The following is a 14724-nucleotide window of genomic DNA, read 5'->3' as shown; positions in this document are numbered from 1 at the left end:
TTTGTTATTATATTGATAGATTTGTATACAGCAATACTATTTAATTAAATAAAGTAAATTCATATAAATGAATTAACCTGAAAGGATCTATCATCAAGTGGGTTTGGATTGCCCACTCTAGGTAAATAGAGTGGGCAATAGTGGCATTATGGTAGGATGAAGGCTTGGAGATCTTCTTGAAGGTTTGTGGCCATGTGTTGAATATTTTGGCTATGACCTTGTGAGGTATCTGCTTGAGTTAATGTATTGCTTGAGGCTTCGCGTAGAGCTTCTGTATTTTGACGAATTTGTGTGGCGGCAACACTTTGTTCTTCTGTCGATGTGGCGACATTTGTTGTGCCAAGCGAGACTTTTTTCATCGACGTCAGTATACGGGACAAAATATTTCGCGTCTCTAGGACTTGGCTGACACTATTATCTACTTGGTTTCTCCCTTGTTCCATTTCTTCTACTGCGGAGCGGCTGTTTAGTTGTAGTGTCTCAATCACTTTGCGGATTTCTTCTGTGGATTGTTGCGTGCGTTGTGCCAAGACTCTCACTTCATCAGCGACGACGGCAAAGCCTCGTCCTTGATCACCCGCGCGAGCCGCTTCAATGGCCGCATTCAGCGCCAGTAAATTGGTTTGTTCGGCAATCTCATTAATAACAGAGACTACCTTACCAATTTCGGTTGAGCTTTTTTCAACATCCTCGATGCTTTCTGAAGCTTGACTAAACGCATTGGCAAGCTTGCCAACTGTTTCTTCGACGCGTTGCATCGCCTCATTGCCGTTTTGCGTAATGATTTGGACGTTGTCTGATTCGGTAGAGACATCGGTTGCATTGTGTGCGACATCTTCAATGGTTGTCGAGATCTGAACAATAGCAGAAGCCACTTGAGTACTGACATCCTGGCTGTCATTCGCGCTGTTGGTTAATGCTTTATTGACGTTTGAAATCTCGTGGCTGGAATGGAGGAGTTCAATGCTCGAATGCTGGACTCTTTGAATGAGGCGAATCAAATTATCGCGCATATGAATGGTATCATTACGCAATAAATCGATTTCATTATTGGAATCTGGAATCAAAGTATCGTGAAAGCGAAAAGCCAAATTGCCTTTTCCTAATTCATGCAGGCCTTTGGATATTTCTTTTAACGGTTTAAGTGCGCGGCGTATGTATAGCCATAGGCATAGTATGAGTAAAAGGCCAAAAATCAGGGACGCGGCGCTAACAATCCATAGGGTTGCATGAATTTCGGCTTGATATTCGTCGTCGTAGGTTTTTAGTACCACGACCCAGTTCCAGTCTTTGACTCTTTCAAACAGAGCCAGAGCAGGGCGGGGAGTGGCGGTTACTCCTGGAATTTTTAGGTCGTAATGAACGATGCCATGATCTTTTTCATACATCTTAGAGAACGTCGTTTTAAGGCTTGGGAAAAGGGTAAAAATATTTTTTCCGACCATCTGTTTGTTAGGATGAAGAACAAATGTGCCTGGGTGGTTGCCTGCTTGTGTGACATAAATATAGCCACTTTTGCCAAATCTCAGTGTATTTAATGATTTGGCTAATGCCCCTGTTATCCTATTAAGTGGGATGAGCAGTTCGTAATATAGATTACTGTGTCCTGGAACCTTGTTGTAGTTGGCAAAATATTGTTGACCATGTACGGTGTCGACGCCAATAAAATGTCCGCCGTCTTCTAGCGCTTGGTAGCCCTTATTACTCTCATTTAATAAAGAACCTACAGAGGAAGAATTCGCTGATGAACTGGCAATTCGAATAAATTGATTGTTTTGCTTGATCAGGAGGTTTGTATCCAATTCGGTAGAATGAGCGAACTGCTGAATGAAACGGCTTTGACCACTGATGGTGTCACCATGTAATTGCAGCGATGGAATCGCCATGCCATTCACTGTGTCAGGCGTGTTTGAGTTTACCTTTGCTCCTTCAAGCATTGTACCCAAAAGCATGCCATTGCGTTGAAGGCGATCTTCTAGAGAATGGTATTTTGCTTCTAATTGCTTACAGACCAGCTCCAATTCTTTTTTTTCATGATCCGTCACAATGGTACTGATGTGTTCATTAAGCTGGGCGTTAATAATAAACACTAAAGTGGCAAAAACGATCGTAACAAAGAGCAATGTAGCGATGCCAAGTTGCCTCGGCAAGGGGGATTTTTTTAGAAATGACAACATAGATTGGAAGATCCTTAACTGCGATAGAAGTGTTAACTTTTGTTTGGTTTTTTGCCGTATAAAGCCATTTTGAGTATAAAAATACTCTAAAGAGACTTCTTTTTTCCGTATTGAATCTAATCAAAAGAAAGTGATAGTTTCTTTTTATGCTATATAAGTAGATGATTTAAATTCATTTTTTAAAATTTAAGCACACGCAGTCATATTTAAAAATCTCTAAATGTAAGTTTTTGTTGTTTTAAGTCAAAAAAATGAACGATAGTATAAAAGCATCTTAAATTGGAAGTGTTAAGGTTTAATTACCTGTTGTTTAAAAGTGGTTACAAGTCATCTTAGGGATTTAAAGTCGCCAATGGCCTCTCTATTGAAGCTTTTTGGCTTTATAAGGCAAAAAGCTAGATAGAAGCTTGTTCTTTAAGGTATTTATTGCTTTCATGCTTATTGAAAGTAAATGATGGAGAGAGTCACGCTGTTTATAGAGGTCCTCGCTGAGATATCAGGTAGAGGGTCCAATGCTCTCTCCTCCTTCCATGTTGAGAAAGGATCGTCGTATGAAGAAGATCAAGAATGAAGCGGCTCTGAGCAAGAGAGCATTACAAGTGGGAGAGAACTACGCTTTAAAAAGAGGTTATGCTGGTTTTTCTTCCACTATGTCAGCCAATGAAAAAGTTGAAGCGATTTATCGCTTGTTGGTACTGGATAAGCTTGTGGTTGGTTTGCCTGCCGATAAAGAGAACCTTCCTGCCATGAAGCATAAGTTGGCTTTATGGATTCAAAAGCACTTGCCTAAAGATGATCCTCTGTTGAAGTAGATCAGTCTTGTTCATGTCTACAGGGCTCTAATGAGCGCATGAATTGCCGTCTTTATGACGGCATTTTAATTGCTGGTTACTGACTTTTTTACATTTTTATAGACAAATTGTTTTTTATTATTGTAATGTTATATCATTTCAAAATATAAGATAGGTTTAAAGCAATATGAACACGGCACGGCAAGCACCATTGGAATCGTTGGAAGCAGATAGAACATTACTGTCTGTTGTTAAGTCGAAAGAGCCAGATGTTTTTGGGGATATTTACCAAGACTCGTTCAATATGGTGGTATGGAAACGCTCGCTTGAGGACGTTGATACTTACTGTACAAGCCTAATAGCCTCTGCACCGCAGTTGAATATTAAAGATCAAGGTGCGCCAGAGCACATTGAAAAGTTATTAATTCGTATTCTACCCGACGACACTAATAAAGAGGTCTTTATTAAAGATGTGCGTACATTAATGGATATGTTTGCCTGTTTATTTGACCTGTCAGAGGTGGGGCTGAGATTGGCCGTGCTATCCAAAGCCATGTGTCCGCGCTTTCATGTGGATAATATTCCGTGTCGGCTGATTACCACCTATTTAGGGCAGGGCTCTGAGTGGCTTCATGATGCGCATGCGGTCCGCGCCGAGTTAGGTCATTTGGTTAAATGGACTGAGAAAAATACGGGATTGGCTTCTTTTGGAACGGTGAATCAATTAGATGCTGGAGATGTGGCCTTAATGAAAGGCAATACCTGGCCTACTGCCATGGGAAGAGGGGTGGTTCACCGATCACCCAGTGCATCGGTGGATTCGCCAAGATTGTTTCTTAGTTTGGATATGATTTAGCCGTTATCGTGATGTCACGGAAATACGGCGGTTACCACTCAATTTTTTTATTATCCCAATCGATAAAGCTGGCCTGATTATCCATCTTGGCGTTGTCCATGATGGATAATAATCTTTGTGCAACAAACTCCGGTGTAAAAAGCTTGCCTTCTGGAACGGATTTCTGAAAGGGTTTGGATAAAGGGGTATCGGTTGTTCCAGGATGAAAAGCAATCAACTTGACATTCTTTGCGCGCCTAGCGTATTCAATCGCACTGGTTTGTATGAGCATATTGAGTGCCGCTTTTGAGGCCCGGTAACCATACCAGCCGCCTAATTGATTGTCTGAAATGCTGCCGACTCGTGCGCTAAACAGGGTCACCTGTGTGGCGTTTTCTCCTTTAAGTACCCGAATCAGCCGACTTAACCAAAGCATAGGGACGATGGCATTGCTCCTATACAGCTCTGCTAAGTGGTCACTTTGAATGTCTTCTAGCTTTTTCTCCGGGGTATAGTGTGGATTGTGCAAGACACCGTTACAGATAAGAACTTTCGTAAGATTCTTGGTGTGTTCTTGCAGATGCTGGCTGATCTCTTCAATGCTTTTTTGGGAATAATCGCTCAATAGTGCCCTGATTTTTCGACTGAAAAGGCGAGGAGGAAACTGGCTAACCGTATAAATCATTCGGCAATCATTCTGACTAGACAGTTGCGCTATGGCGGCTTGAGCGATGCGGCTACTGGCACCAATCACGAGAGCATCAAATTGCATGACGTATTTTCCTTAATAACAGACATGATATGAGAGGGATGCATTCGTAGCTTATGATAGACAAGAGCGCCGTGTTCAAACACGTTGCTAAGCTTTGCAACTTTCCTTGTGCGATTGACTGTCGGTGATCATAAGTGGGCAAATGCATCCCCAATCAGTGTACTTTATGTCTCAGTAAAGTTTAAGAGGGGATGTGTTTTTGTCAGGACAGATCACATTGGCCTTTTTCGCAGGAGGTGCAGCGCGGTTTACCCGTCACAAAAGCAGAAATCGAGTGACGGTATTTTGCAAAACCTCGATAACCCAGATCAGCAAATAGGCGAACAATAGGCCAGCGTAATATTTGCATCCATCGATGTTTGCCCACTAGCTTCCAGGCCATGCAGGTCACGTCTAACCCTTGAATGACTTTGCCATTTCTTAACTGCCCATGAAGGATTCTATCGGCCTTAATGGGGTCGATGTGAGGATAACGTTGGGTAAAGTCCTCGTGATGAATGTTTTCGAATGTGAGTCGATGATGTTCATCGAGTTTTTTTAACTCGCGCATTTCCGCAAGGCAAAGTGGGCAAAAGCCGTCGTAAAAAATGGTCAACATAGAGTGTCTCCTATCGGCTAGGATGATCAGATCTCCCCAGGGAAGATCTGATAAAAAGACCTAATACACAGGGAAGAGCACAATAATGTGCAAAACACTTAATACGACAGTAAGCGCAAAACGGATCTTCGAATAAGCTTTATAAGATTGAGAAACTAATCTTAACCAACGTCCATCTAGCCAAAAAGTCGTAATAAAGCCTAGTAGTAAGACACCAATAGACAGTTCAGGCACTCTCATAAACAGGCTTCCCCAAGCAATCAACATAATCAGATGGTTTAATACCATTGTCCGTTTGCTGTATTTTTGTTGCTTTCCCTCAAGTACTTGTCCAGATATCACTCCGTTAACAAAGCTCAAAAGAATGGCGCTGTAGGAAGCAAAAAGTGCCTGTCCCGAGTATCCCATGATTTGTATGCCTGCCAGTGTAATAATGGTCAATACAACAAAAGGAGCTATCGCAAATAGACCTAATAGAAGCATGGGGGTGACAGAATATCGCATAAAAAACCTTTAGCCGAAAATATAAAATTTTTGTGTAAAAAAAAAGAATTATCTAACAAAATGGCAAAAAAAAATACGCAAACTTCCGAATAAATTGCATATTCTTGTCATAACTCGTGGTTATTGAGGAAGTTAGTACGGCTTTAGTTCCGTGGTAATCGTCATTCGCCATTGAGCGAAATTCAGGCTCAGAGTACAATGTCTGGCTAGAATTTAACTTTCCTTCAGATGTACGCGAGCTGTGGTGTACGTACATCTAACTAATTTCAACTTGCTTAAGGTGTGTTTAGAAATGCCAGCTAAAACAATGGATGAACTCGTCTCCCTGTGTAAACGTCGCGGATTTATTTTCCAAGGCAGTGAAATCTACGGTGGTATGCAAGGTGCTTACGATTACGGTCCGTTAGGTATTGAATTAAAAAACAACCTAAAAGCAGCTTGGTGGCGTGCAATGGTTTACGAGCGTGACGATGTGGAAGGGTTGGATGCCGCTATCATTCAAAACAAAAATGTCTACAAATACTCTGGCCATGAAGATACTTTCACTGACCCCATGGTAGATTGCCATGAGTGTAAGTCGCGTATGCGTGCTGACCATATGAAAGACATTAAAGTCTGCGATAATTGTGGTTCAACTAATGTGACTGAGCCTCGTGACTTTAACTTAATGTTTAAAACCAATGTTGGTCCAATGGTGAACGAAGAGTCCTACACTTACCTTCGTCCTGAGACGGCACAAGGCATCTTCACAAACTTTAAAAACGTTGTGGACTCTACTGCTCGCACCTTACCATTCGGTATTGCGCAAATTGGTAAATCGTTCCGTAACGAAATCACACCACGTAACTTTATTTTCCGTGTTCGTGAATTCGAACAAATGGAGTTGGAATTCTTCTGCAAGCCGGGTGAAGACGAAAAGTGGCATGAAACTTGGGTGAACCTGCGTAAGCAATGGTGGTTGGATCAAGGTCTATCGGAAGACAATATCCAGTTTGAATACGTAACTGGTGACGATCTGGCCCATTACTCAAAAGCCACCGTGGATATCTTGTACAAGTTCCCACATGGTTTTGAAGAGTTGGAAGGGGTGGCAAACCGTACCGACTACGATTTGGGCTCCCACACCAAAGCGCAAGAAGAGTTTGGCTTGTCTGCTAAAGTGAAAAAGAACGAGCACTCGACTACCAAATTGGCCATGCGCGATTTGGCAGAAAACAAGTGGGAAGTGCCTTTCTGTATTGAGCCTTCTGCAGGACTCGACCGTGGTTTATTGGCGGTGATGACAGAAGCCTACACTGAGGAAGAGTTGCCAAACGGTTCGACACGTACTGTGCTTAAGTTCAAACCGCATCTAGCACCAATCAAGGTGGCTATTATGCCGCTTAAGAAGAACAAGCCTGAAATCGTAGCGTTAGCGAAAGAGTTGAAAAACAAGCTACAGAAATTAGGATTGGGTCGTATTCTTTATGAAAACACAGGCAATGTGGGTAAAGGCTACCGCCGCCATGATGAAGTGGGAACGCCAATCTGTGTAACGGTCGACTTTGACTCTATCGAGAAAGAAGGTGCGCCAGTAACGGTGCGTGACCGCGATACTATGGAGCAAATTGTTGTGCCAGCGGCAGAGTTGCCTGCTTATGTAGTAAATTACTTTATTAACCAAAATTAATAGTGGTTAATAAGACGTCATTGTCTTTATTATAAGACAAACACCGAAAGCCGTTACGCTCAGTCGTTGCGGCTTTTTTGTTATTATACGGTCTTACTTGCCGTTTTGACGCGGGTTAAAGCATTAAGAACAATAAGCACATGAAAGGGAAGAATCGCTTTTAGATAGAGTTGGCCCGCTGGGTTGTTGGGATGCACCCAAGTGGCTAAAAAGACACGTCCATGTTGTGACATAACAGAAATTCTAAAGTTTAAATGTGTGTCGTTAAACCCAGCGATAAGTTCATCGCTATTTTCAGATTCTACTGGGAAAAATCCCACTTTATTTAGCGTTTCCGGCCCCTCTTTTAACAGCCCAAAAGGAGCTGTGAGAGTGTTTCTCATACCAATCAAACACTGAGCCCACCCAGGAAAATTTGTAATAATGTCTGCGGCATGACGCGGCGATAGATTCGATTCAACCGAGTAGCAGTCAAGAAAGTCCGTTGCCTTTAATCTATTATGAAGCGTACTTTCTAATGGCAGTGCTGATGAGGTGACGTGCTGCATATTGATTACCCTTCCTTATGGCTTCACTCATATCTTTATACCATAGAGGCGTCGCTTATTCATTGAATATTTTTAGTATGCAAAATATTCAAAACAGTATTAGTATTTAACTGTTTCCGACAATAACAATTAATAAGGAATATTATAATGAATAAAGCATGGTTACTTTGTTTGGCCTTACCTATGGTTGCCAAGGCGGGTGTGATGGCCTGTGATCCATCAACCTTTCATGCACCAGGGCTGACCATCAAGTCTGCACAATGGGAATCACCAACCGGTGATGCGTTGGTTGAGAATTGTCGAGTGGAAGGGGTTTTAGACCCCTATAAAGGCATGGATGGCCGGAATTATGCCATTGGCTTTGAGCTCCGTTTGCCGAAAAACTGGCACCACGATTTTGCTTATCAATTTAATGGTGGAAACGATGGTATTGTCGTTCCCGCCTTAGGGAATGCCTCCAGTCTTACCCCTAAACAGTATGCCTTAAACCGAGGAATGGCGGTGGTGTCCAGTAATGGGGGCCATGATGAGCAAGAGTTTAAAGATATGGGATTAGCAGGGGGGAGCGGTTTTGGATGGGATGCTCGGGCAAGGTCACTTTATGGCTACAAAGCCGTTGAGCTTTTATATCCTGTTGCGAACCAGATGATTACCCAGTTTTATGGGCAAGCGGCGAAATATCGATATGGTATTGGAGCCTCAAATGGTGGTCGTATGGCCATGGTAGCAGCCTCCCGCTTCCCCGATTTCTTTAATGGTATTCTTGTCGGTTACCCAGGTTTTAATTTGCCCAAGGCGGCGATACAACATGCTTGGGATATTCAGCATCTTCACGCGGTAAACAGCGATCTCAAGCAATCTCTTACCCCCAAAGACATGTCGTTAGTGAGTCACTATATTCTAAAACAATGTGATGACCTTGATGGTCTAAAAGATGGTCTGATTTTTAATCCTAAGCAGTGCCAAAAGCTCGTTCATTTGCAAGATTTAGTCTGTCATGCAGGGCAAAAAGATTGTTTGAGTCAAAGCAAAGTCAATGCTTTAGTTGCGATTCATAATGGTCCCCATAATAGCCAAGGTAAAGCGTTATACAGTCGTTGGTATTATGATGCTGGTATGAGTTCAAAAAATTGGCGCTTTTGGAAGGTAGAAAGCCCTATTCCTGCTTGGGGTTATAACCCTCTCATTGCTGTGATGGGAGCGTCTTCATTGGCACAAATCTTTACGACACCGCCAACTCATGTGAAGGGGACACCAAAAGCATTGGTTAATTATTTGTTGAAGTTTAATTTCGATACAGATGCGCCCAAAATCTATGCCAAAACAAAAGCCTTTCCTGAGTCATCAATGGAATTTATGACACCGCCAGATGCTGCGAACCCAACCATGTCAGCTTTCAAAAAAGCGGGTGGAAAAATGATTATTTACCAAGGAGACAGCGACCCAGTATTTTCTATTGTGGATACGATTCATTGGTATAACAAATTGAACCGAAACCAAAATGGTAAAGCCCGTGACTTTGTGACCTTTTATGAAGTCCCAGGCATGCCACACGGAAAAGGTGGTCCGTCTTTAGATCAGTTTGATGTGTTATCTCCTTTGATTGCTTGGGTGGAAAAAGGGAAGTCTCCTGGTCGAGTGATTAGCCAAGCGAGAGCGGATAATCCAGAAGTGACTAAAACGTTGTTAAAGGCAAAACGCCCACTGTGTCCATATCCTACGATTGCGGTTTATGAAGGGGGAAATAAGGATAGTGCCTCGTCATTTATTTGCCATTAAATAGAGAGGGAATTTTGATCATTGCCAAATGCAGTCTAGCTAGATTGTATTTGGCACACTTCTTTTTTGGGTAAAAGAAAAACAATGAGACCTTTGCACTATGTCATGAGCGACGCCAAGACGCGGCAAAAACAGACGAGAAAGCGCTATAAATGAGCATTTTGAGTCTGTTGTTAACAAAGTGTTGGCAAGCGCAGTAGTCGTGTAAAAGTCTCACAATAAACATGGAAGGATAAAATATGCGCATTCAATACGCCCTTAAGCGCGGGCTGTTCATTGTGCTAATGGTAATGTTTGCCGGCACGGTACTAGCAAGCCCCATCGTTTCGCTCTCAGACACGGCTAAAGTGGTTGGTAAAAGTGAACAAGGGGTGGATGCTTTTTTAGGCATTCCCTATGCACAAGCTCCTATAGGGTCATTGCGTTGGCAATTACCTCAGTCAGCTAAACCCATTCAAGGTACCTTTCAAGCAACACAAGAGGGGGCGATTTGTCCCCAGTGGCAACAAGGGAAGTTTGAAGGAAAAGAAGATTGTTTGAATCTAGATGTTTATCGCCCTGAGCACGCTAAGCATGAGCTGCCCGTTTTAGTCTATATTCACGGTGGTAATAACCAAACGGGCGAAGCCCATGAGTTTAACCCTCAAGCATTGGCCAAAGCATTGAATGCGGTCATCGTACAAGTGAATTATCGATTAGGGGTGTTAGGGTTTAATCCGCTCAAAGCATTAAAAACAGAGCAGCCAATACAAGCCTCAGGTAACTTTGGTTTGTTAGATCAACTGGCGGCCCTGCAGTGGGTACATCAAAACATCCAACACTTTGGTGGCCGAGCCGACCAAGTGACCGTTGCTGGATTTTCGGCAGGCGGACGTGATGTGATGGCAATGTTGATTTCGCCTTTATTCAAAGGGAAATTTCAGCACGCCATTGTCTTTAGTGGCGGTATGACCACCGCCCCCGTTGCACCAAGCCAGCAGGTCTTTCGTCAGGCATTTGCGCCATTGGTTGTTGGTGATCATATCAAACCAAATATCGCCTCTGCCCAGGCATGGCTCGCCAGTGGTGGTAAAGCGGTTCGTGATTATCTACAACAATTGCCTGCTGAGCAATTAGCGCCATTAATGAAAGGTGCCGGTATTCGCATGAGTCATTTCCCGCATTTGTATCGGGATGGGGCGGTGATTCCTAAGCAAGGTTTTGCAACCGCAGATTACAACAGTGTGCCAGTGATTATGTTATCGGGACAAACCGAGTTTTCGATCTTTGCTTTGACGGATCCCTATTTTGTTAAAGCATGGCATGATGGCACCTTAATGAATGATCCTGATATGCTTTCGAAATATCAGTTCGTTTATCACTACGGCGGAAAACTTTATAGTTTATTTAATGTGCAACAGTCCGCTCAGAGAATGTTTGCCCATTATAAAGCCCCCATTTACGCCACAGAAGTGGCCTTTGGAGATGATCCTTTGGTCACCCGAAATGAACAGATGGCATTGCTGGGGGCATTTCACGGGGTGTTCATGCCATTACTGGATCGAACATGGCGTCAAGCCTTACTTGGTAAGGTGTTCCAGCAACCCGGTGCGGTGGATTTATCTAAGCAGTTTCGTCGCTATTTAGCCCATTTTATCCGCACGGGAAACCCCAATGGTCAGCATTTGGTTCGTTGGCTGCCTTGGTCTCCTAAGCATGATAATCAAGGTCAATCCTTATTGGTCTTGAATGCTAATCGACATAAAGCCTTGATCCAGATGTCTTCCAAATCCTATGACGAAGCCGTTTTGCTGGATGCCATGGCGAAGGACCATCATCTTTCCGATCAGGCAAAGCAGGAGATGATTGATCAAGTATTGAATGGTCGTTGGTTTAGCAACTCATTGGATAAACGGTTCCACGTACCTTCTTTATGGCCTAAGTCATAATCGTTTAATGACCTAGGGAAGGGGAGATAAACCCTCTAAGTGTCAGGCTTTCAAAATATCGCAACGATAAGAAATGTTTTTAACAAAAGGGAGCCATACCGGCTCCCTGGATTGTAATGATTTCAGATTTTTTAACCGTGAGCGGGCTGTAAAGCCCGTTCCAAGTCGTTTCGAGGCGTACACCACTCAATGATTGAGAGGTGTATTAACATATTTAATGGATCGGGCGCGTCGAGCGCTGCGGTTATCCAGCACATGGTCAATGGCGACTCGCACGCCACCCATGATAAATAACCAGACCAGTAGATAAACCCAAACCAGACCAATTAAGGACCAAGGGATTTGTGGCACCAATATGCCGAAACCACACATGAATACCGCCACCAGTTGGGTCAATATAATGGCAATCAGTAAAGGAGTGGCCGGATAAGGCGGTTTCAGAAACCAGTCGTCTTTGCGACTTACCAGCATGAGTAAGTGGCCGCCAGCGACCAGCTGCAGGAACATCATGGATTGCAGATGAGCTTCGTCTGTTAAACCCAATGCCTGGGCATGGGGCCCGTGCATTAAGGCCATGCCAATCAGCAGCAAACCAAATGACTGTACCACAGAGAAAAAGCCCAACACAGCGGATATGGTCAACAATCTGGACATACGCCAACGGATCGGACTGGGCGAGACTTTATTATTATCATAGGCCACTGTCATGATTGGAATATCATCAAGTAACGACATAATGACGATCATAATCGGTGTTAACGCCCGAAAATGCAGGAAAATAGTCGCCAGTACTACTAGAAACATAATATCCATGGTCAGTGCGACTCGATAAATGGTGTAACTGGTAATACGCTCAAAGATGCGCCGAGCTTCATCAATGGCATTTTGTATCACCGACAAACCGGGAGCTGTCAGAATCAGCGCCGCTGCGCCGCGAGCCGCATCGGTGGCACCGGATACGGCAATTCCGCAGTCGGCCTGTTTCAAAGCGGGAGCATCGTTGACTCCATCGCCAGTCATGGCCACCAGATGGCCATTTTTCTGGAAGGTTTTCACAATGGCGTATTTATGCTCAGGAAATACCCGGGCAAAACCATCAGCGGCCAGAATCTGCTGAGCAATCGGGGCTGGCACATGATCTGGGTCCATATCGGGGGGGAACACATCCGCCGCCGTCAGTATATTGGTTCCCAATCCCAGCTGACGGGCGGTTTCTTTTGCAATCGCGGTATCGTCGCCAGTGATCATTTTCACCGCAACGCCTTTCTCGCGCACACTTTCTATGGTGGATTTGGAGTCGTCCCGTGGCGGATCAAACATCGGCAGGATACCCAGCAGCGTCCAGGCACCGCTCTCATCTGAGCGAGCTACACCAAGAGCCCGGTAACCTTTGGCCGCTAAAGCAGAGACTTCTTTATTAACCGTCTCTTCGATCTCTTTGGCGGCCTGGCATAGTTCCACAATGGCCTGGGGAGCGCCTTTGGAAACTGAAAAATGATGACCCTCAGAATCCACGACTTTTGCCATGGTACGTTTAGAGACCGGATCAAACGGGGTAAAGGATTCAACCTGATAAGACGCTAATAATGATTTATCGGGTAAAGCATTCATCACAGCACTATCGATGGCATCCCCGTCTTCTGCGTGGGAAGCAAGCACCCCAGCCAGAATAATCGCTTCAGGGGCCGTTCCATTCATCGCAATCGGATCGCCAAGGGTCAGAATATTTTTCGTTAACGTGCCAGTTTTATCAGAACAGAGAATATCGGCTCCTGCCATTTCATCGATGGAAGAAAGCTGCGAGACAATGGCCTTTTCTTTGGAAAGCGCTAACGCACCAAGTGCCATGGTAATAGAAAATACCGCTGGCATCGCCACCGGAATGGAGGCTACCAAAAGCACCAGCACAAATTGCAAAATACTTAAGACATCTTTCACATCCCAGGTGCTGGTTACCACCACATCATGATATACCTGCACCGCCACCATGATGAGTGCCAGAATCACCGCCACCACGATAAGGAAATTACCAATCTGGAACATGGCAGTTTGCGCCTGACTGACTGAACCGGCCCCAGCCACTAATTTCGCGGTGCGGCCAAAGAAGGTGTTGAGACCGGTGCCAATGACTACAGCGGTCATCTCCCCTTGCTTGACCACACTGCCCGAATAGGCGCTGTCGCCCACTTTCTTACTGACGGGCAAGGATTCCCCGGTCAGGGCCGATTGGTCAATAGAGGCGTAATCCCCACCGACCAGTCTTAAATCCGCCGGCACTATGCCTCCTAAACGGATTTTTACAATATCTCCGGGCACCAGAGTCGCCGCATCGATTACCTGAAACTCACCATCACGAAGTACAGTGGCTTGGGGTGCTAGGGAATTTTTCAGTACTGCTAACGCATTACTGGCCTTACTGTCCTGATACAACTCAAGACCTGCATTAAATAGCAGTAGGCCAAAGATAATGAAAAAATCGGCCCAATCGCCCAAAAATAAAGACACCAGAGCGGCGGCTTCAATCATAAAGGCAATGGGGCCAACAAAATAGCCGATGATTTTTTTCCAGAAACGGGTTTCTTCCTCAGGAAGCGCATTGGGACCATAGGAAGACAAACGTTGCTGTGCTTCCTGCTGAGTCAATCCTTGATCAGGGTCCACATTCAGCTCGCTAAGAACCTCTTCTATAGGCAGTTTGGTGAAGTCTTTGGAGGCAGGTGTATCTGTCATGGCAAATACACCCCCGTTTTTTGATTCGTACCATTTTCCGATGCACAACTTTTCATCTTATCTATCCTTACGAGCTGAATTCAATTTCTTGAGACGTTTGCACGATCATGCAAAGGTCTCTTCTTAAGACAATGATGAATTGGACAGCTACTAAAATTTATGCGCTAAAGTTAGTAGCCTAAGAAATTCAACAACTTGGTATTAAACGCGTCCGTTCAATACCTATAATCAGTATCCTCGATTAAAATAGTACTCAGATCAGAAGGAATAAAATTGACCGACATCAATCATTACAAATTGTTATAGGGAAGAAGTAAGCATACAAAAAGGATAAAAACAGGCACGCATACGGCGGCCCTTAACCGTATACAAAAACTTTATGGCATAGAGAGT

11 protein-coding genes are annotated in these 14724 nt (G+C 44.1%); 5 read left to right on the top strand and 6 right to left on the bottom strand.

Annotated elements, in window-relative coordinates; translation table 11 throughout:
* Window positions 1-146 precede the first annotated feature (146 nt).
* Window positions 147-2177 carry a methyl-accepting chemotaxis protein gene (locus AC0VYG_RS19110; RefSeq protein ID WP_475429489.1) on the bottom strand — a complete coding sequence of 677 codons (2031 nt, stop codon included), beginning with the start codon at window positions 2175-2177 and terminating at the stop codon, window positions 147-149.
* A gap of 551 nt (window positions 2178-2728) precedes the next feature.
* Here AC0VYG_RS19110 and AC0VYG_RS19105 point away from each other — a divergent pair.
* On the top strand, window positions 2729-2989 hold the full coding sequence (locus AC0VYG_RS19105; protein WP_199477520.1) for a DUF5062 family protein: 261 nt from the start codon (window positions 2729-2731) through the stop codon (window positions 2987-2989).
* Between the two features lie 166 nt (window positions 2990-3155).
* A complete protein-coding gene (locus AC0VYG_RS19100) occupies window positions 3156-3824 on the top strand; it encodes a DUF1826 domain-containing protein (protein WP_475429488.1) in 669 nt (222 codons plus the stop codon).
* 31 nt (window positions 3825-3855) lie between these two features.
* Here AC0VYG_RS19100 and AC0VYG_RS19095 read toward each other — a convergent pair whose 3' ends face one another.
* The 3 genes from AC0VYG_RS19095 to AC0VYG_RS19085 all read right to left on the bottom strand — a co-directional run bounded on the left by AC0VYG_RS19095 (window position 3856) and on the right by AC0VYG_RS19085 (window position 5677).
* Complete coding sequence (locus AC0VYG_RS19095) at window positions 3856-4575, bottom strand: SDR family NAD(P)-dependent oxidoreductase (RefSeq protein ID WP_475429487.1); 720 nt, start codon at window positions 4573-4575, stop codon at window positions 3856-3858.
* Window positions 4576-4777: 202 nt separating this feature from the next.
* Entirely contained in the window at window positions 4778-5173 is a 396-nt protein-coding gene (locus AC0VYG_RS19090) for a thiol-disulfide oxidoreductase DCC family protein (protein WP_475429486.1), read from the bottom strand.
* A 60-nt stretch (window positions 5174-5233) separates the two neighbouring features.
* Window positions 5234-5677, bottom strand: a complete 444-nt coding sequence (locus AC0VYG_RS19085) for a DUF3429 domain-containing protein (RefSeq protein ID WP_475429485.1) — start codon at window positions 5675-5677, stop codon at window positions 5234-5236.
* Window positions 5678-5969: 292 nt separating this feature from the next.
* Here AC0VYG_RS19085 and AC0VYG_RS19080 point away from each other — a divergent pair, with 292 nt between their 5' ends.
* Window positions 5970-7346: a glycine--tRNA ligase gene (locus AC0VYG_RS19080; RefSeq protein WP_475429484.1), complete on the top strand. Its 1377-nt coding sequence runs from the start codon at window positions 5970-5972 to the stop codon at window positions 7344-7346.
* 83 nt (window positions 7347-7429) lie between these two features.
* On the opposite strand, the gene AC0VYG_RS19075 is transcribed toward AC0VYG_RS19080, so the two are convergent.
* Window positions 7430-7894, bottom strand: a complete 465-nt coding sequence (locus tag AC0VYG_RS19075) for a DUF2867 domain-containing protein (RefSeq protein ID WP_475429483.1) — start codon at window positions 7892-7894, stop codon at window positions 7430-7432.
* Between the two features lie 147 nt (window positions 7895-8041).
* Here AC0VYG_RS19075 and AC0VYG_RS19070 point away from each other — a divergent pair, with 147 nt between their 5' ends.
* Both AC0VYG_RS19070 and AC0VYG_RS19065 read left to right on the top strand, forming a co-directional pair.
* The gene (locus AC0VYG_RS19070; protein WP_475429482.1) at window positions 8042-9673 is read left to right on the top strand and encodes a tannase/feruloyl esterase family alpha/beta hydrolase; all 1632 of its coding nucleotides are present in this window, start codon (window positions 8042-8044) and stop codon (window positions 9671-9673) included.
* 239 nt (window positions 9674-9912) lie between these two features.
* Window positions 9913-11601, top strand: a complete 1689-nt coding sequence (locus tag AC0VYG_RS19065) for a carboxylesterase family protein (RefSeq protein ID WP_475429481.1) — start codon at window positions 9913-9915, stop codon at window positions 11599-11601.
* Between the two features lie 186 nt (window positions 11602-11787).
* Here AC0VYG_RS19065 and AC0VYG_RS19060 read toward each other — a convergent pair whose 3' ends face one another.
* Entirely contained in the window at window positions 11788-14331 is a 2544-nt protein-coding gene (locus AC0VYG_RS19060; RefSeq protein ID WP_475429480.1) for a plasma-membrane proton-efflux P-type ATPase, read from the bottom strand.
* Window positions 14332-14724: the final 393 nt, after the last annotated feature.

It is taken from the genome of Marinomonas sp. 63XJN7_7_ISO-PGPR-S23-202, from assembly GCF_056173505.1.
The sequence above is the reverse complement of the archived record's forward strand: the minus strand, read 5'-3'. Positions and strand labels throughout refer to the sequence as shown.

Coding starts and splice junctions, on each gene's coding strand:
- AC0VYG_RS19075 (WP_475429483.1), bottom strand. CDS start 7,894: ATGCAGCACGTCACCTCATCAGCACTGCCATTAGAAAGTACGCTTCAT.
- AC0VYG_RS19090 (WP_475429486.1), bottom strand. CDS start 5,173: ATGTTGACCATTTTTTACGACGGCTTTTGCCCACTTTGCCTTGCGGAA.
- AC0VYG_RS19085 (WP_475429485.1), bottom strand. CDS start 5,677: ATGCGATATTCTGTCACCCCCATGCTTCTATTAGGTCTATTTGCGATA.
- AC0VYG_RS19105 (WP_199477520.1), top strand. CDS start 2,729: ATGAAGAAGATCAAGAATGAAGCGGCTCTGAGCAAGAGAGCATTACAA.
- AC0VYG_RS19065 (WP_475429481.1), top strand. CDS start 9,913: ATGCGCATTCAATACGCCCTTAAGCGCGGGCTGTTCATTGTGCTAATG.
- AC0VYG_RS19080 (WP_475429484.1), top strand. CDS start 5,970: ATGCCAGCTAAAACAATGGATGAACTCGTCTCCCTGTGTAAACGTCGC.
- AC0VYG_RS19100 (WP_475429488.1), top strand. CDS start 3,156: ATGAACACGGCACGGCAAGCACCATTGGAATCGTTGGAAGCAGATAGA.
- AC0VYG_RS19070 (WP_475429482.1), top strand. CDS start 8,042: ATGAATAAAGCATGGTTACTTTGTTTGGCCTTACCTATGGTTGCCAAG.
- AC0VYG_RS19095 (WP_475429487.1), bottom strand. CDS start 4,575: ATGCAATTTGATGCTCTCGTGATTGGTGCCAGTAGCCGCATCGCTCAA.
- AC0VYG_RS19110 (WP_475429489.1), bottom strand. CDS start 2,177: ATGTTGTCATTTCTAAAAAAATCCCCCTTGCCGAGGCAACTTGGCATC.
- AC0VYG_RS19060 (WP_475429480.1), bottom strand. CDS start 14,331: ATGACAGATACACCTGCCTCCAAAGACTTCACCAAACTGCCTATAGAA.